The following is a 17445-nucleotide window of genomic DNA, read 5'->3' as shown; positions in this document are numbered from 1 at the left end:
CACGGCATCGAGACCGGCGAGCACGCGGCCACACTCACCGCGGGCGAACCCGGCATCCTCCACGGCTCCCGCAGCTACGTCCTCCAGGACGAGGAAGGCCAGATCACCGAGCCGTACTCCATCTCGGCCGGCCTGGACTACCCGGGCATCGGCCCGGAGCACTCGTACCTCAAGGACACCGGCCGCGGCGAATACCGCGCCATCACCGACGACGCCGCCATGCAGGCCCTGCGCCTGCTCTCCCGCACCGAGGGCATCATCCCCGCCATCGAGTCCGCCCACGCCCTCGCGGGCGCCCTCGACCTCGGCAGGGAACTCGGCAAGGACGGGCTGATCGTCGTCAACCTGTCCGGCCGCGGCGACAAGGACATGGACACCGCCGCCCGCTACTTCCACCTCTACGACACCGACGCCTCCGAGGGGGACACCAAATGAGCACCGGCAACATTCAGCTGCTGAGCGACACCCTCGCGAAGGCCAAGTCCGAGGACCGCGCCGCCCTCGTCGCCTACCTCCCGGCCGGCTTCCCCACCGTCGACGGCGCCATCGAAGCCGTCAAGGCCGTCATCGCCGGCGGCGCCGACATCGTCGAGGTCGGCCTCCCCCACAGCGACCCCGTCCTGGACGGCGCGATCATCCAGACCGCCGACGACATCGCCCTGCGCGGCGGAGTCAAGATCGCCGACGTGCTGCGCACCGTCCGCGAAGCACACACCGCCACCGGCGCCCCGGTCCTGGTCATGACGTACTGGAACCCCATCGACCGCTACGGCGTGGAGCGCTTCGCCACCGAACTCGCCGAGGCCGGCGGCGCCGGCTGCATCCTGCCCGACCTCCCCGTCCAGGAATCCGCACTGTGGCGCGAACACGCCGACAAGCACGGCCTGGCCACCATCTTCGTCGTCGCCCCCAGCAGCAAGAACGAACGCCTGGCCACCATCACCGCCGCCGGATCCGGCTTCGTCTACGCCGCCTCACTCATGGGCGTCACCGGCACCCGCGAAACCGTCGGCAACCAGGCGCAGGAGCTGGTCCGCCGCACCCGGGCCACCAGCGACCTGCCCGTCTGCGTCGGCCTCGGCGTCTCCAACGCCGTCCAGGCCAAAGAAGTCGCCGCCTTCGCCGACGGCGTCATCGTCGGCTCCGCCTTCGTCAAACTGCTCCTCGACGCCCCCGACCAGGCCACCGGCCTGACCGCCGTCAAGGCGCTCGCCGGCGAACTCGCCGAAGGCATCCGCAGGAGCCGGAAGGAGACCGTCTAGCGCGCCATGATCAGGCTCATGGCCTCGTTGCGGGTCGCGGGGTCGCGGAGCTGACCCCGGACCGCCGAGGTGATCGTCTTCGCGCCGGGCTTGCGGACCCCGCGCATCGTCATGCACATGTGCTCGCACTCGACGACCACGATGACCCCGCGCGGCTCCAGGATCTCCATCAGGGAATCCGCTATCTGCGTGGTCAGCCGCTCCTGCACCTGCGGGCGGCGGGCGAACACGTCCACGAGGCGGGCCAGCTTCGACAGCCCGGTGATCTTGCCGTCCGTGGACGGGATGTAGCCGACGTGGGCCACGCCGTGGAACGGCACCAGGTGGTGCTCACAGTTGCTCATGACCTCGATGTCCTTCACCAGGACCATCTCGTCGTGCCCCAGGTCGAAGGTGGTCGTGAGGACCTCTTCGGGCTTCTGGTAGAGGCCGGCGAATATCTCCTTGTACGCGCGGGCCACGCGGGCCGGGGTTTCGAGGAGGCCTTCGCGGTCCGGGTCCTCGCCGACCGCGATCAGAAGCTCGCGGACCGCCGCCTGGGCGCGCTTCTCGTCGAACTCTCCGATCGTGCCCTCGTCACCGGTCAGGGTCACTGGGTCGGTCATCTCTTCCTCGTTCCTGTGTGCACTGGCGCCTCACGGGCACGCAAAAGTGCCGCACCCCCCAGGCTAGAACCTGGGGGGCGCGGCATCCATTCCGGGACGGTCCGGCCGAGGGCTACTCGGCGCGGTCCTCCGGCGCGGGATCCTTCTCCACCGACACGGCCGGCGTGGCCGCCGAGGTGCCGTTCGCCGAGTTCGTCAGCTGGAGCTCCTTGGGAGAGAGCACCGGCGGGCGGGTCGACGGGGTGCGGTGCGAGGAACCGGTCCACGCCGGGCGGGCCGGGCGCTTCACGATCGTCGAGAAGACCTCGGCGATCTCCTCCTTGCCCAGCGTCTCCTTCTCCAGGAGGGCCAGGACCAGGTTGTCGAGGACGTCGCGGTTCTCGACCAGGATCTCCCAGGCCTCGTTGTGCGCCGTCTCGATGAGCTTCTTGACCTCTTCGTCGACGAGCGCCGCGACCTCTTCCGAGTAGTCCCGCGGGTGCGACATCTCGCGGCCCAGGAACGGCTCGGTGTTGTCCCCGCCGAACTTGATCGCGCCGAGGCGCTCGGTCATGCCGTACTGGGTCACCATCGCGCGGGCCGTCGCCGTGGCCTTCTCGATGTCGTTCGCCGCGCCGGTGGTCGGGTCGTGGAAGACCAGCTCCTCGGCCGCGCGCCCGCCCAGCATGTACGCCAGCTGGTCGAGCATCTCGTTGCGCGTGGTCGAGTACTTGTCCTCGTCGGGCAGGACCATGGTGTAACCCAGGGCCCGGCCGCGGGACAGGATCGTGATCTTGTGCACCGGGTCGGAGTTCGGGGAGGCCGCCGCGACCAGGGCGTGGCCGCCCTCGTGGTACGCGGTGATCTTCTTTTCCCGGTCCGACATGATCCGGGTCCGCTTCTGCGGGCCCGCCACGACGCGGTCGATGGCCTCGTCCAGCATGTGGTTGTCGATCAGCTTGCGGTCCGAGCGGGCGGTGAGGAGCGCCGCCTCGTTCAGGACGTTGGACAGATCGGCACCGGTGAAGCCGGGGGTGCGGCGGGCGACGGCCGAGAGGTCGACGTCCGGAGCGACCGGCTTGCCCTTCTGGTGGACCTTGAGGATCTCCAGACGGCCCTGCATGTCCGGACGGTCGACCGCGATCTGCCGGTCGAAGCGGCCCGGGCGCAGCAGCGCCGGGTCGAGGATGTCCGGGCGGTTCGTGGCGGCGATCAGGATGACGCCGCCCTTCACGTCGAAGCCGTCCATCTCGACGAGCAGCTGGTTCAGGGTCTGCTCGCGCTCGTCGTGGCCGCCGCCGAGACCCGCACCGCGGTGCCGGCCGACGGCGTCGATCTCGTCGACGAAGACGATCGCCGGCGCGTTGGCCTTGGCCTGCTCGAACAGGTCGCGGACACGCGAGGCGCCGACACCGACGAACATCTCGACGAAGTCGGAACCGGAGATCGAGTAGAACGGGACTCCGGCCTCGCCCGCGACGGCGCGGGCCAGCAGGGTCTTGCCGGTTCCGGGCGGGCCGTACAGCAGCACGCCCTTGGGGATCTTGGCCCCGACGGCCTGGAACTTGGCCGGCTCCTGCAGGAACTCCTTGATCTCGTGGAGTTCCTCGACGGCCTCGTCCGAGCCCGCGACGTCGGCGAACGTCGTCTTCGGGGTGTCCTTGGTGATGAGCTTGGCCTTGGACTTCCCGAAGTTCATCACCCGGGAGCCGCCGCCCTGCATCTGATTCATCAGGAACAGGAAGACGACGACGATGAGGACGAAGGGCAGCAGGGAGAGCAGCACGCTGAGGAACGGGCTGGTCTTGTCCGGAGAGACGGTGTACCCGTCCGGGATCTGACCGGCTTCGAACTTGGTCTGGAGGTTCTGGGCGAGCTGGACGCCCTGGTCTCCGATGTAGTTGGCCTGGAACTTGGTGCCGTCGTTGTCGCCGAGCTTCTGGTCCTTCTTCAGCTCGATCTTGATCATCTGGCTGTCACCGGTGGTGAGCTTGGCGCTCTCCACCTGGCCACTGTTGATCGCCTTGATGACCTCGCTGGTCTCCACCGACTTGTAGCCGCCGCCGGAGCCGACGACGTTCATCAACACGACCACGGCGAGGACGGCCAGCACGATCCACATGACCGGCCCACGGAAGTATCGCTTCACGTCCATCCATACGGGGCGCCAGGCGCCCCGTCCCTCCTGCCCGTAGGTAAATGCTGCTGTGAGTAAAGACTGTTCTTCGGAATGTACCCCTGTATTGTCACCCGCGGCCTCGTGGGACGGCTGACAGAACTGCTTTCCCCTGCTCCAACGGCAGGAATCGTTCCAGGGTTCCCCTGAGCGGGCCCCTGTCGGGGCCCGATCTCGATCCGGGCGTCAGCCGCCGTAGACGTGCGGGGCGAGGGTGCCGACGAACGGCAGGTTGCGGTACTTCTCCGCGTAGTCGAGGCCGTAGCCGACCACGAACTCGTTCGGGATGTCGAAGCCGACCCACTTCACGTCGATCGCGACCTTGGCGGCGTCGGGCTTGCGCAGCAGCGTGACGACCTCCAGGGAGGCGGGCTGGCGGGAGCCCAGGTTGGACAGCAGCCAGGACAGGGTCAGGCCCGAGTCGATGATGTCCTCGACGATCAGGACGTGCTTGTCCTTGATGTCGGTGTCCAGGTCCTTGAGGATCCGCACCACACCGGAGGACTGGGTCCCGGCGCCGTACGAGGACACCGCCATCCAGTCCATGGTGAGCGGGGTGGACAAGGCACGCGCCAGGTCCGCCATCACCATCACGGCGCCCTTGAGCACACCGACGATGAGCAGGTCCTTGCCCGCGTACTCCGCGTCGATCTTCGCGGCCAGCTCGGCCAGCTTCGCGTCGATCTCTTCCTTGGTGATGAGCACCGACTGGAGGTCGCTGCCCATGTCCTTCTCGTCCACCCGCATCACTTTCGTTTGCGGCCGCGGCTCCGGGGGTGCCCCCGGAGGACTCAGCCGTGTTTCAGCACCAATCAGCCCTGCCGGATGACAAGTCTGCCACCCTGCCGCTGGGCCTCGACCCGGCCGGGCAGGTTGATGGCTCCCTGGCCCCGCCATCCGGTGATGAGCCGGTCCACTTCCTCGATGTGGCGGGCGAAGAGCGATCCCGCGGGGGAACCGGCCGCGACCACGGCCCTGCGCAGCACGCGGCGGCGGACGGCCGGGGGCAGGGCGTACAGCTTGGCGCACTCCAGCTTGCCGTCCTCGTCCCGTACGCCGGCCTCGGCCTCGGCGGCCCAGGAGTCGAGGGCGTCGGCGTCGTCGCGGGACAGCTGGGCGGTGCGGGCCAGCGCCTCGACCACTCCCTTGCCCAGCGCCTTCTCGAGGGCGGGCAGCCCCTCGTGGCGGAGCCGGGAGCGCGTGTAGGCGGGGTCGATGTTGTGCGGGTCGTCCCAGACCGGCAGGGACTGGACCATGCAGGCCTTGCGGGCGGTCTGCCGGTCGATCTGGAGGAAGGGGCGGCGGTAGCGGTGGCTGCGGCCCGGTCCTCCCGACACCTCGGCCATGCCGGACAGGGAGCGGATGCCGGAGCCGCGGGCGAGGCCCAGCAGGACGGTTTCGGCTTGATCGTCCCGGGTGTGGCCGAGCAGCACGGCGGCGGCGCCCAGGCGGTCGGCGGCCTCGTCCAGGGCGCCGTAGCGGGCGTCGCGCGCCGCGGCCTCGGGTCCGCCGTCGCGGCCGACGCGCACGGAGACGGACTCCACCGGGTCGAGGCGGAGCGCGGTCATGCGGGTGACGACCTCGGCGGCGCGCAGGTCGGAGCCGGCCTGTAGGCCGTGGTCGACGGTGATGCCCCCGGCCCGGATGCCCAGCTTGGGCGCCTCGAAGGCCAGGGCCGAGGCGAGGGCCATGGAATCGGCGCCGCCGGAGCAGGCGACGAGTACGAGTGGCGGGGTGCCGGCGGCGGGTGTCCCCCCGGACGGGGTCGGGGAGTGGCCGGCGGGACGGTCGGTGAGGTCGGTGAGGTCGGTGAGGACGTCGTGGAGTACGCGGCGGACCGCCAGGCGTATCGCCGCGACCGCAGGATGGGGACCCATGTCCGGTGCCCTTCGGTGGAGTTCGGATGCCTCGAAGGCTGGGGGTGTGGTGCTGGAACGGCTGCTGTTCGGTGCTGTTCGACGCTGCCCGGCGCCCCGGCTCCCGTGAGGAGCCCCCGCCGGGAGCCCCCGCGGGACGAGGGTTGTCACTCAGAGTGCGTCGATGGTGACAGAACCGAGCCGTTCCCTGAGCATCGCACGCCCTTCCACGCCCCACGGTCCCTCGGACGGGTGACGCTTCTTCCCCCAGTGGGACATGTTTACGCCCCCTGAGTCACTCCCCTTCGCTCCTATTCGCCCTTGCGGTGCACCCGCGCGACCCAGTCCGAGGGCTTGGCGATCTCCGCCTTCGTCGGCAGTGTGTTCGGTGAGGTCCAGACCCGGTTGAAGCCGTCCATGCCGACCTGGCCGACGACGGCCCGTACGAAGCGCTCGCCGTCGCGGTACTGGCGCAGCTTCGCGTCGAGCCCCAGCAGCTTGCGCAGCGCCGCGTCGAGGCGGCCCGCGCCGCTGGCCCGGCGCTGCTGGAACTTCTCGCGGATCTCGGCGACCGAGGGCACCACGGTGGGGCCGACGCCGTCCATGACGTAGTCGGCGTGGCCCTCCAGCAGGGACATGACGGCGGTCAGGCGGCCGAGCACCTCGCGCTGCTCGGGAGTCTGGACGAGCTCGACCAGGGAGCGGCCCTCGTCGCCCTGCTCGGAGTCGGGACGGGCCCCGGCGAAGGACTGGGCGGCCTCGCGCAGCCGCTCCAGGATGGTCGCCGGGTCCACCTCGGTGGCGCCGAGGAACGTCTGGATCTCGCCCTCCAGGTGGTCGCGCAGCCACGGGACGGCCGTGAACTGCGTACGGTGCGTCTCCTCGTGCAGGCAGACCCAGAGCCGGAAGTCGTGCGGGCGCACGTCCAGCTCGCGCTCGACGTGGACGATGTTCGGGGCGACGAGCAGCAGCCGGCCGCCGCCCGGGGCCGAGCCCGGCAGATCGCGTCCGGCCGGGGCGAAGGTCTCGTACTGGCCGAGCACGCGGGAGGCCAGGAAGCTGAGCAGCATCCCCAGCTCCACGCCGGTGACCTTGCCGCCGACCGCGCCGAGGACGGCGCCGCCGGGGGCGCCGGCGCGCCGGTCCTGCATCTTGCCGAGCAGCGGGGCGAGGAGCTCGCGGAAGCCGGCCACGTTGGCCCGGACCCAGCCGGCCCGGTCGACGACGAGTACGGGGGTGTCGGGGACGGTGATCCCCTCGGGGATCATCCTGGTGAACTCGCGGACGTGGCGTTCGGAGGTCTTCGCATGCCCGCGCAGCTCCGCCACCACGGCGCGGGCCTCGTCGCGGCTGACCTCGGGACCCGGCCGCACCAGCCGGGTCGCGGTCGCCACCGCGAGATTCCAGTCGACCATCTCGGCACCACCGATGCTCGTCATGCGTCAACGGTACGTGGACCGGCGCCGCGACGGAGCCCCCCGGATGCGCCGGGAGGCGGCCGGGAGGGCGCTAGGAAGCGCGGGCGACGGCCGCCGCGAGCTTGTCCAGGCCCTTCTCGGCGGCCCCGGGCTCGGGGGCGTTCGCGGTCAGGAACGCGAAGGCCAGCAGTCGCCCGGAGGAGTCGACGACCGTCCCGGCGAGGGAGTTCACGCCGGTCAGGGTGCCCGTCTTGGCCCGTACGAGGCCGGCAGCCGGGGAGGTGCCGGCGTTGCGGCTGCGCAGGGTCCCGGTGAACCCGGCGACGGGCAGTCCGGTGAGCACGGGCCGCAGCTCCGGCCGCTGCGGGTCGGCCGCCTTGGCCAGGAGTCCGGCGAGCAGCCCCGTGCTGATCCTGTCGGCCCGGTTGAGGCCGCTGCCGTCGGCGAAGCGCGCGCCCGCGGTGTCGACCCCGAGGGCGGCGAGCCGGGCGGTGACGGCCTTCTCGGCGCCCTCGAAGCCGGCGGGCTGCCCGGACGCGAGGGCGGTCTGGCGGGCGAGGACCTCGGCGATGTCGTTGTCGCTGTTGGTCAGCATCCGCTCGACGAGTCCGGCGAGCGGGGTGGAGAGGGTGGTGGCGAGCGGCTGCGCCCCGGCGGGCGCCTTGGCCTTGGCCGGCTCGGCGGTGACCTTGATGCCGCGCTCCCCCAGCAGGGCCGCGAACGAGCGGGCGGTCTCCTTGGCGGGGTCCTCGACCCGGTCGACGGGCCCGGAGGTGGACTCGTCGGGACGGCCCTCGTCCGCCGCGAGGGCGGTGACCGGCGCGATGTTGGGGTTCTCGCCGATCGGATGGCGGGCCGGCCCGGTGAAGAGGGTGTCGTCGTAGCCGAGGCGCACGGAGTCCGTGCCGGCGGCCTTGAGGGCCTGGGCCGTGTCGGCGGCGAGGGCCAGCAGGCTGCCGCCGGAGCCGGCGGGACTCTTCTTCCTGGCGGTGAGGGAGGGGTCCCCGCCGCCGACCAGGACGATCTCCCCGGGGCCGGCCCCGGGGGTCACGGTGGTCCGGATGCGGTGCTCGGGGCCGAGCGCGGAGAGCGCGGCCACCGCGGTGGCGATCTTGGTGGTGGAGGCGGGGGTCATGGCCTCGCGCGCCCCGGACTCGAAGAGCACCCGGCCGGTGGCGGTGTCGATCACCGAGGCCGTACGGACCGTTCCGAGCGCGGGGTCGGCCAGCAGCGGCCGCAGCGCCTCGGCCAGCTGCCCGGAATCGGCGGCCGCGACCCCGCTGCCGGTCGTGCGCGGGGCGCCCGGACCGATCCCCGGGAGCACCCCCGGGGCGCTGGGCGCGGCCTGCGGCTCGGATTCCCCCTGCCGGTGGCCCCGGGACAGCGCCCCTGCGCGGCCTCCGCCGTGATCTGCGCCACCCGCAAGGCCCCGGGAGGCGGCCCTGTCCCGCTCGGCCTTACGCTGGCCGGAGTCCCAAGGACCGGCCGCGGCCACCGCGGCCACCGACAGGGCGAGGCCGGCGACGGCCGACACCGCGATGAGCTGCCACGTCTTGACGTATGGCACCTCGGACCAGCCCCTTTCGCGATCACACATATGCGTGAGGGACACTTAACCACTGCGTCTTGCCGCGAGCATGGCACCCACCCCGCGGGGTGGGCGCGACCCGCGTGCGGATGGACCGAATGCAGTCTCGAAGCAATGAAGCTGATCATGGAGGAGCAGGACGTGGAGTTCGACGTCACCATCGAGATCCCCAAGGGTTCGCGGAACAAGTACGAGGTGGACCACGAGACCGGCCGGATCCGTCTGGACCGTCGCCTCTTCACCTCCACCAGCTACCCGGCGGACTACGGCTTCGTCGAGAACACCCTCGGTGAGGACGGCGACCCGCTGGACGCCCTCGTCATCCTGGACGAGCCCACCTTCCCGGGCTGCCTGATCAAGTGCCGCGCGATCGGCATGTTCAACATGACCGACGAGGCGGGCGGCGACGCCAAGCTGCTCTGCGTGCCGGCCTCGGACCCGCGCGTGGAGCACCTGCGCGACATCCACCACGTGTCGGAGTTCGACCGCCTCGAGATCCAGCACTTCTTCGAGGTCTACAAGGACCTGGAGCCGGGCAAGTCGGTCGAGGGCGCCAACTGGGTCGGCCGCGCCGAGGCCGAGGCCGAGATCGAGGCCTCCTTCAAGCGCCTTGAGGCCCAGGGCGGCCACCACTGAGTCCGCTGCTCCCGCCGGGTCCGCCCGGCAGGTGACAGGCTCGAACGCGACGGGCGGTACCCCTTCACCGAGGGGGTGCCGCCCGTTCGTCGTCTGGTTTCGCCGAGGACGAAACGGTTCCGCATACTGATAGCCGGGCTGGTCGGGGACTGGAGGACGTGTGGCGGAGGGCGAGGGATCCGGGGGCACCGAGGACCGGAAGCCGAAATCCGACGAGGCGCGCAGCGCCTTCGCCCCGCCCGCCGGCATCGAGCCGGAACCGGTCGACGAGGACCAGCCGACCTCGGAGTTCGCCGTACCGGAAGGGGTTCCGGAACCGAGCGCCGAGCCCGGGCCGGAGGGCTCCGCCTTCGCGCCCCCGGCCACGTACAGCGCCCAGCACTCGCCGCCCGCCTACACCCCCGGCGCGGGGTTCCCCGTCTCCCTGATGAAGGAATCCCCCTGGCAGGACCGCATGCGCACCATGCTGCGCATGCCGGTGGACGTCCGGCCCGTCCCGGAGGCCGCGCAGAAGCACGCCGAGCACGGGCCCGCCGTCGGGCGCGTACTCGACCTCACCCTGCGCATCGGCGAGCTGCTGCTCGCGGGCGGCGAGGGAGCCGAGGACGTGGAGGCGGCGATGTTCGCGGTGGCCCGCTCGTACGGGCTGGACCGCTGCGAGCCCACGGTGACCTTCACGCTGCTGTCGATCACCCACCAGCCCTCGCTCATCGACGACCCGGTCTCGGCGAGCCGGACCGTACGCCGCCGCGGCACCGACTACACCCGGCTCGCCGCCGTCTACCAGCTCGTGGACGACATCAGCGCGCACGAGTTCGAGCTCTCGCTGGAGGAGGCCTACCGGCGCCTCGCCGAGATCCGCCGCAACCGCCACCCGTACCCCTCCTGGGTCCTGACGGCGGCCGCCGGGCTGCTCGCCGGGGCAGCCTCCACCCTGGTCGGTGGTGGCGTGGTCGTGTTCTTCGCGGCCGCGATCGGGGCGATGCTCGGCGACCGGTTCGCCTGGCTGTGCGCCGGGCGCGGGCTGCCGGAGTTCTACCAGTTCGTGGTGGCCGCGATGCCGCCGGCCGCCATAGGCGTGGCCCTGAAGCTGGCCGAGATCGACGTACGCGCCTCCGCCGTGATCACCGGCGGGCTGTTCGCGCTGCTGCCCGGGCGGGCCCTGGTCGCGGCCGTGCAGGACGGCCTGACCGGCTTCTACATCACGGCCTCCGCCCGGCTGCTGGAGGTCATGTACCTCTTCATCGGCATCATCATGGGCGTGCTGGTCGTGCTGTACCTCGGGCTCCAGCTCGGCCCCTCGCCGAAGCCGGAGGAGGTCCTGCAGATCACCCAGCGGCCGCCGCTCCAGATCGCGGCCTCGATGGTGCTGGTGTTCACGTTCGCGATCCTGCTCCAGCAGGAACGGTCGACCGTGTGGATCGTGACGCTGAACGGCGGGGTCGCCTGGGTGACCTTCGGGGCCCTGCACTACGCGGGCGGCATCCCTCCCGTGCCCTCCACGGCCATCGCCGCCGGGCTGGTCGGCCTCTTCGGCCAGCTCTTCTCGCGCTACCGCTTCGCCTCCGCCCTGCCGTACACGACCGCGGCCATCGGTCCTCTGCTGCCCGGCTCGGCGACCTACTACGGGCTGCTGCTGATCGCCGAGAACCGGCTGAACGAGGGCCTCGGCTCGCTGGTGAACGCCGCCGCCATCGCGCTGGCCATCGCGATCGGGGTCAACCTGGGGTCGGAGACCTCGCGGCTGTTCATGCGGATCCCGGGCGCCGCGAGCGCCGCCAAGCGCCGCGCGGCGAAGCGGACCCGCGGGTTCTAGACGCGGTCCGGCCCCGTACGCACGAAAGCCCCGGCCGGACCCTCCAACGGGTCCCCGGGGCTCTCGGACGGGCCGGTACGGGGCTCAGCGCTTGGCGTGGCGGCCGGTGCGCCGACCCGGAGCCTGGGCCTGGGCCTGGGCCTGCGGGTCCTCTTCGGCCGCGGGCTGCCCGCCGGAGGCGGCCAGCGCCTTCTTCTCCTTGCGGGCCTTCAGCACCTCGAAGATCACCGGGATGACGGAGATCAGGACGATGACGATGAAGATCGGCTCGACGTTCTTCTTGATGATCTCGAACTGGCCCAGCTGGTAGCCCAGGATCGTGACGCCCGCGCCCCACAGGATGCCGCCGATGACGTTGAACGTCAGGAAGGTGCGGTACTTCATGGCCGTCGCGCCCGCGACCATCGGCGCGAAGGTGCGGATGATCGGCACGAAGCGCGCGAGCACGATGGCCTTGGGGCCGTGCTTCTCCATGAAGTCGTGCGCCGAGTCGAGGTTCTCGCGCTTGAAGAGCTTGGAGTTCGGCCGGTTGAAGATCTTCGGACCGAAGACCTTGCCGATCATGTAGCCGACCTGGTCACCGATGATGGCGGCGGCCGAGATCAGGGTGCAGACCAGCCACAGCGGCTGGGTGATCGTCCCGCTCGCGGTGAACAGGCCCGCCGTGAACAGCAGCGAGTCCCCCGGGAGGAACGCGAAGAGGCCGGACTCGGCGAAAACGATGACCAGGATGCCGATCAGACCGAATTGCCCGATCAGATACTCCGGGGACAGCCACTCTGGGCCGAGCGCAAGCGTGTACACGAGTTCCGGGCTCTCCTGGATCGGGGTATCGCGAGTATCGCGGCGGGGCGTCCGAGAGGGGGCTTCGGACAGGACTGCGGTTTCAATTATCAACGCACAAGACCCCCTCCCGGTTCCAGGTACCGGGAGGGGGCCGTGCGGGGAACATCCGGCGATCTAGACGCTGCGGACGGCGTTCGCGAGGATCGCGTCCCGTACGAACACCGCCAGGCCGGTCCGGATCTTGTCGTAGTAGGCGGTGAAGCGCTCGTCCGCGACGTACATCTCGCCCAGGCACGTGTGCATCTCGTACGAGCAGGTGTAGCAGTTGCGGTCGATCCAGCCCCGGTGCTCCTCGGCCACGTCCATGGCCTCCCCGGAGTCCGCGGCGGCGCCGGACTCCAGCAGCGCCGCGAACCGCCGGTTGATCGCGTCCGCCTCGTCCTGGAAGCGCTTCCAGTCCTCCTTGGTGAAGGCGGCCGTCCGGCGGGCGGACTCCTTGTACGCGTCCGTGCCGCCCCAGCGCCGGTGCGCCTCGTCCGCGTACTGGTCGGGGTCGAAGTCCCCGAAGACCTCGAACCTCTCCTCGGGCGTGAGGTTGATGCCCATTCTCTCTGCCTCCATGGCGTGCTCCACGGCCTCGGCCATCTGCTGGAGCCGGGCGATCCGGTCGGACAGGAGGGCGTGCTGCCGGCGCAGGTGCTCCCTCGGGTTCGACTCCGGATCGTCCAGCAGGACCGCGACCTCTTCGAGCGGGAAGCCGAGCTCCCGGTAGAACAGGACCCGCTGCAGCCGGTCGAGGTCGGCGTCGTCATAACGCCGGTGACCCGCGCCGCTGCGAGTGCTCGGGGAGAGCAGGCCGATCTCGTCGTAGTGGTGCAGCGTGCGCACCGTCACTCCGGCGAATCCGGCGACCTGTCCCACGGAGTAGCTCATCTCTTCCGCTCCTCTGGTCGGTACGCCTTCACTGTGGGTCCTCACGCCACGTGAGGTGCAAGCCCGCCGCGGAGGTGTCCGGCAGAGTGCGCCGCCGGCGCGGCTAACCCATGGCCTTGGTGCCGTCCAGGGATTCCCGGATCACGTCCGCGTGGCCGGCGTGCCGGGCGAACTCCTCCACCAGGTGCAGCAGCATCCAGCGCATCGAGACCTTGGCGTTCTCGGGGAACCAGGGGGCCGGCGGCAGCGGGAAGGTCTCGTCCAGGCTGGGCAGGTCGCGTACGAAGGCCGCCAGCTCGGCCGTGACCTCGTCCCAGAAGGCCTGGACCGACTCGATGGTCTCGTCCCCGACGAGGCGGAAGGCGTCGGCCCAGGCCTCGGGGCTCTGCTCGGTCTCGCCCGCCCGCCCCTGGGCCATGCGCAGCCAGTTCAGCTCGACCCCGGCGACGTGCTTGACCAGTCCGGAGAGCGACAGTTCGCTGGCGCTGGGCCGGCTCGCCGCCTGCTCATCGGTCAGCCCGGCCAGCGATTCGCGGATCGCCGTGCGCTGCGATTCGACGAAGAGCAGGAGCGTGCCGCGCTCGTCGCCCGGGACCTCTTCGGAGATGTGAGCCATGACCAACCGCCTTTTCGTGATTCTCGCTGCTGACAAGGAACACGTTATGGAGAGATGCGGTCAGGTTCTGTCCTCGATTCCGCCCGGGCGTGGCGAAAGGCGGCCGGGCGGAGTCGAGGCCCTCCGGATCGAGGCCGGCTAGTTCGCGACGCCTTCCGGGCGGATCGCGGGGAGCTGCGTCTGCGGCTTGGGAAGCAGGGCCTTGGACAGGTCCTGGCCGCCCTTCTCGTCGAGCCCGTACATCGCCTCGTAGATCTTGCGGACCGCCGGCCCGGACGCCCCGGAGCCCGTACCGCCCTGGGAGATCGTCATGACGATCGCGTAGTCCTCGGTGTACGAGGCGAACCAGGAGGTGGTCTGCTTGCCCTGGACCTCCGCCGTACCGGTCTTCGCGTGCATCGGGATCTGCTTCTGCGGCCAGCCGCCGAACCGCCAGGCCGCGCTGCCCGTGGTGGCCACCGAGGCGAGCGCGCCGTCGATGTCGTCGCGCAGCTCCTCGTCCATCGGCAGCCGGCCCTGCTCCTTCGGCGCGATCTCCTTGACCGAGGTGCCGTCGGCGCTGACGACCGCCTTGCCGATGCTCGGCTGGTGCATCATGCCGCCGTTGGCGATGCCCGCGTAGATCGACGCCATCTGGATCGGGGTGACGAGGGTGTCGCCCTGGCCGATCGAGTAGTTGATCGCGTCGCCCTCGCGCAGCTGGCTGCCCTGGCGGCAGTTCTCGTACGCGATCTTCTCGGCGTACGAGCCGTCCTTCTTGCCGTCCCGGCACCAGGCGGCCTTGTTCGCCTCGGAGAAGTCCTTCTTCCACTGGCGGTCGGGGACCCGGCCGTTCACCTCGTTCGGCAGGTCGACGCCGGTCGCCTTGCCCAGCCCGAACTCGTGGGCCGTCTTGTAGAACCAGTCGCTCGGGTCCTTCTTGGGGTTGATCCCGCCGTCCTTCTTCCACTCCTTGTCCGCGATGCCGTAGTAGACGGTGTCGCAGGAGACTTCGAGGGCCCGGCCGATGGTGATGTCGCCGTAGCCCTGGGATTCGAAGTTGGTGAAGGTCTGGCTGCCGACCGAGTAGGAGCTGGGGCAGCCGTACCGCCCGTTGAAGGGGTACCCGGCGTTCACCGCGGCGGTCGAGGAGACCACCTTGAAGATCGAGCCGGGGGCCGCCTGGCCCTGGATCGCCCGGTTGAGCAGCGGGTAGTTGGACTCCTTGTCGGTGAGGGACGCGTAGTCCTTCGCGGAGATGCCGCCGACCCACGCGTTCGGGTCGTACGTCGGGTTGGAGGCCATCGCCACGATGCGGCCGGTCTTGGCCTCCATCACGACGACCGCGCCCGAGTCCGCCTCGTAGTTCTTGTGCGTGATCTTGTCGTACGTCTTGCGGGCCTCGACCATCGCGTTGTTCAGCTCGCGCTCCGCGACCGCCTGCACGCGCGAGTCGATCGAGGTGACGACGTTGGAGCCGGGCGTCGGCTTGTCGGCCTGCGCCTGCCCGATGACCCGCCCGAGGTTGTCCACCTCGTAGCGGGTGACGCCCGCCTTGCCGCGCAGCTCCTTGTCGTACGTGCGCTCCAGGCCGGAGCGGCCGACCTGGTCGGAGCGCAGGTACGGGGAGTCGGTCTTCTTGGCCTTGGTGATCTCCGCGTCCGTGACGGGCGAGAGGTAGCCGAGCACCTGCGAGGTGTTGGCCCCGTCGGGTCCGGCGTAGCGGCGCAGGGCGGTCGGCTCGGCGGTGATGCCGGGGAACTGCTCGGCGTGCTCCCTTATCTCCAGCACCTGGTCGGTCGTCGCCTCGTCGGTGACGGGGATCGGCTGGTACGGGGAGCCGTTCCAGCAGGGCTTCGGCGTCTTCGCGTCGCACAGCCGGACGCTGTTGACCACGTCGTCGGGGTTGAGGCCGAGGACGCCGGCGAGCCGGGTCAGGACGTCCTTGCCCCGGTCCTTCATCTTCGTCAGGTCGGTACGACTGGCGGAGACGACCATGCGCGTCTCGTTGTCGGCGAGCGGCACGCCCCGGGAGTCCAGGATCGAGCCGCGCACGGCGGGCTGGACCACCTGCTGGGTGTGGTTGTTCTTCGCCTCGTCGGTGTACTCCTGGCCGTTGCGCACCTGGAGGTACCAGAGGCGCCCGCCCAGCGTGAGCAGCAGGGAGAAGACGACCACCTGGATCACGACCAGGCGGTTCTGGACCCGGGGTGTGCGCCCCGTCTCCGGAATGTTGCTCAACTCAGGTCTCCCCCGGAACGCTGCCCGCCTCTGACTCGCCCGAGTCTAGAACGACGTCAGAACGGGAAAGTCGTGCGCCCGTGCTGTACCGAGATCCACTTCTGGGTGGTGAAGGCCTCGATGGTGGCGTCGCCGTTCAGCCGGCCCAGCCCCGAGGCCTTCTCCCCGCCGAACGCGGCGAGCGGCTCGTCGCCGATCGTCGAGTCGTTGACGTGGATCATCCCGGTCTCGATGCGCTGGGCGAAGCGCACGCCGCGCTCCACGTCCCGGGTGTGGACGGCGCCGCTGAGCCCGTACGGGGTCGCGTTGGTCAGCCGTACGGCCTCGTCCTCGCCGTCGAAGACCACCAGCAGGGCCACCGGGCCGAAGATCTCCTGGCCGAGCAGCGGGGAGTCCTCGGGGAGGCCGGCCAGGACGGTCGGCTCGACCAGGTTGCCGCGCGTAGACCCGCGGACGAGGGCCTGGGCTCCGGATTCGACGGCCTGGTCGACGAGCGCGGTCAGGGCGTCGGCCTGGAAGGAGTTGATCAGCGGGCCGATGTGGGTGTCGGCCTCGTGGGGGTCGCCGGTCTTCAGGCCCCGCACCCGGGTGGTGAACTTCTCGGTGAACTCCTCGGCGATCGAGGCGTCCACGAGGATGCGGTTGGCGGCCATGCAGACCTGGCCCTGGTAGACGAAGCGGCTGAAGACGGCCGCGTCCACCGCGTAGTCGAGGTCGGCGTCGTCGAGGACGACGAGCGCGCTGTTGCCGCTGAGCTCCAGGACGGTCCGCTTGAAGTGGCGGGCGGCGACCGAGCCCACGTGGCGGCCGACCCGGTCGGAGCCGGCGAAGGAGATGACCTTCGGGACGGGGTGGGTCAGGAGCGCGTCGCCTATCTCGGCGATGTCGGTGACCAGCACGTTGAGGAGCCCTGCCGGCAGGCCCGCGTCCTCGAAGACCTTGGCGATGAGCCCGCCGCCGACCACGGGTGCGTTCTGGTTCGGCTTGATCACCACCGCGTTGCCCAGGGCCAGGGCCGGGGCGACCGACTTCATGGTGACCAGGAACGGGAAGTTGAAGGGGCTGATCACGGTGACGACGCCGACCGGGAGGCGCTGGACCCGGTTCTCCTTGCCGTCGACCGGGGAGGCGAGGATGCGGCCCTCGGGGCGGATGGCCAGCTGGATCGACTCGCGGATGAACTCCTTGGCGAGGTGGACCTCGTACTCGGCCTTGGGACGGGTCCCGCCGAGCTCGTCGATCATCGCCTCGACGATCTCCTTCTCGCGCTCCTCGGTGATGCGCAGGGCGCGTTCCAGGACGGCGCGTCTGGCGTAGGGGCTGGTGGCGGCCCATTCTCTCTGGGCGCGCTCGGCGGCGCGGTAGGCCCGGTCCACCTGCTCGACGGTGGCCACGGTGATGGCCGCGAGCTTCTCCCCGTTGTACGGGTTGACGTCGATGATGTCCCACGAACCGGTGCCGGCCAGCCATTCGCCGTCGATGTACTGGTGAGCCAGGTCGTCGAATATGGACATGCCATCCCTTACTGCGAGCGCGCACCCGTGCGCTGCACCG

Annotated in this window: 14 protein-coding genes and 1 pseudogene; 4 read left to right on the top strand and 11 right to left on the bottom strand. The window is 70.5% G+C overall.

The genetic code is table 11. From position 1 onward, the window contains the following. Both ACFYXV_RS32780 and trpA read left to right on the top strand, forming a co-directional pair. Nucleotides 1–435, top strand: a 435-nt coding sequence (locus ACFYXV_RS32780) for a pyridoxal-phosphate dependent enzyme (protein ID WP_389384901.1), incomplete at its 5' end; no start/stop codon positions are given. Next, nucleotides 432–1262, top strand: coding sequence for a tryptophan synthase subunit alpha (trpA, locus tag ACFYXV_RS32775; protein WP_389384900.1), 831 nt, complete (start codon nt 432–434; stop codon nt 1260–1262). The genes ACFYXV_RS32780 and trpA, both read left to right, overlap by 4 nt. On the opposite strand, the gene folE is transcribed toward trpA, so the two are convergent. From folE to dacB, 6 genes are all read right to left on the bottom strand, one after another. Beyond that, on the bottom strand, nt 1259–1867 hold the full coding sequence (folE, locus tag ACFYXV_RS32770; RefSeq protein WP_376018488.1) for a GTP cyclohydrolase I FolE: 609 nt from the start codon (nt 1865–1867) through the stop codon (nt 1259–1261). The two genes, trpA and folE, sit on opposite strands and share 4 nt — an antisense overlap. Nucleotides 1868–1979: 112 nt before the next feature. After that, on the bottom strand, nt 1980–4001 hold the full coding sequence (ftsH, locus tag ACFYXV_RS32765) for an ATP-dependent zinc metalloprotease FtsH (RefSeq protein ID WP_030867985.1): 2022 nt from the start codon (nt 3999–4001) through the stop codon (nt 1980–1982). 207 nt (nt 4002–4208) lie between these two features. Next, entirely contained in the window at nt 4209–4769 is a 561-nt protein-coding gene (gene hpt / locus ACFYXV_RS32760; RefSeq protein ID WP_030158549.1) for a hypoxanthine phosphoribosyltransferase, read from the bottom strand. Nucleotides 4770–4834: 65 nt separating this feature from the next. After that, a complete protein-coding gene (gene tilS, locus ACFYXV_RS32755; protein WP_389384899.1) occupies nt 4835–5899 on the bottom strand; it encodes a tRNA lysidine(34) synthetase TilS in 1065 nt (354 codons plus the stop codon). 290 nt (nt 5900–6189) lie between these two features. After that, on the bottom strand, nt 6190–7317 hold the full coding sequence (locus ACFYXV_RS32750) for a zinc-dependent metalloprotease (RefSeq protein ID WP_385468628.1): 1128 nt from the start codon (nt 7315–7317) through the stop codon (nt 6190–6192). A gap of 70 nt (nt 7318–7387) precedes the next feature. Next, entirely contained in the window at nt 7388–8863 is a 1476-nt protein-coding gene (dacB, locus tag ACFYXV_RS32745; protein WP_389384898.1) for a D-alanyl-D-alanine carboxypeptidase/D-alanyl-D-alanine-endopeptidase, read from the bottom strand. A 162-nt stretch (nt 8864–9025) separates the two neighbouring features. Here dacB and ACFYXV_RS32740 point away from each other — a divergent pair, with 162 nt between their 5' ends. Then, nucleotides 9026–9520 carry an inorganic diphosphatase gene (locus tag ACFYXV_RS32740; RefSeq protein WP_007264878.1) on the top strand — a complete coding sequence of 165 codons (495 nt, stop codon included), beginning with the start codon at nt 9026–9028 and terminating at the stop codon, nt 9518–9520. A 160-nt stretch (nt 9521–9680) separates the two neighbouring features. Then, the gene (locus ACFYXV_RS32735; protein ID WP_385468622.1) at nt 9681–11336 is read left to right on the top strand and encodes a threonine/serine exporter ThrE family protein; all 1656 of its coding nucleotides are present in this window, start codon (nt 9681–9683) and stop codon (nt 11334–11336) included. Nucleotides 11337–11459: 123 nt separating this feature from the next. Here the strand turns inward: ACFYXV_RS32735 and ACFYXV_RS32730 are convergent. From ACFYXV_RS32730 to ACFYXV_RS32710, 5 genes and pseudogenes are all read right to left on the bottom strand, one after another. Continuing rightward, a pseudogene (locus ACFYXV_RS32730) lies at nt 11460–12140 on the bottom strand (DedA family protein); the annotation flags it as partial. Nucleotides 12141–12296: 156 nt separating this feature from the next. Next, nucleotides 12297–13055, bottom strand: a complete 759-nt coding sequence (locus tag ACFYXV_RS32725) for a MerR family transcriptional regulator (RefSeq protein WP_385468619.1) — start codon at nt 13053–13055, stop codon at nt 12297–12299. A gap of 103 nt (nt 13056–13158) precedes the next feature. Then, on the bottom strand, nt 13159–13671 hold the full coding sequence (locus ACFYXV_RS32720) for a DinB family protein (protein ID WP_383339560.1): 513 nt from the start codon (nt 13669–13671) through the stop codon (nt 13159–13161). 138 nt (nt 13672–13809) lie between these two features. Next, nucleotides 13810–15891: a penicillin-binding protein 2 gene (gene mrdA, locus ACFYXV_RS32715; RefSeq protein WP_385468616.1), complete on the bottom strand. Its 2082-nt coding sequence runs from the start codon at nt 15889–15891 to the stop codon at nt 13810–13812. Nucleotides 15892–15947: 56 nt separating this feature from the next. Then, nucleotides 15948–17405: an aldehyde dehydrogenase family protein gene (locus ACFYXV_RS32710; RefSeq protein WP_383339554.1), complete on the bottom strand. Its 1458-nt coding sequence runs from the start codon at nt 17403–17405 to the stop codon at nt 15948–15950. Between the last annotated feature and the right edge of the window lie 40 nt (nt 17406–17445).

This window comes from Streptomyces sp. NPDC002181 (assembly GCF_042890485.1).
Classification (GTDB): Bacteria; Actinomycetota; Actinomycetes; order Streptomycetales; family Streptomycetaceae; genus Streptomyces.
The sequence above is the reverse complement of the archived record's forward strand: the minus strand, read 5'-3'. Positions and strand labels throughout refer to the sequence as shown.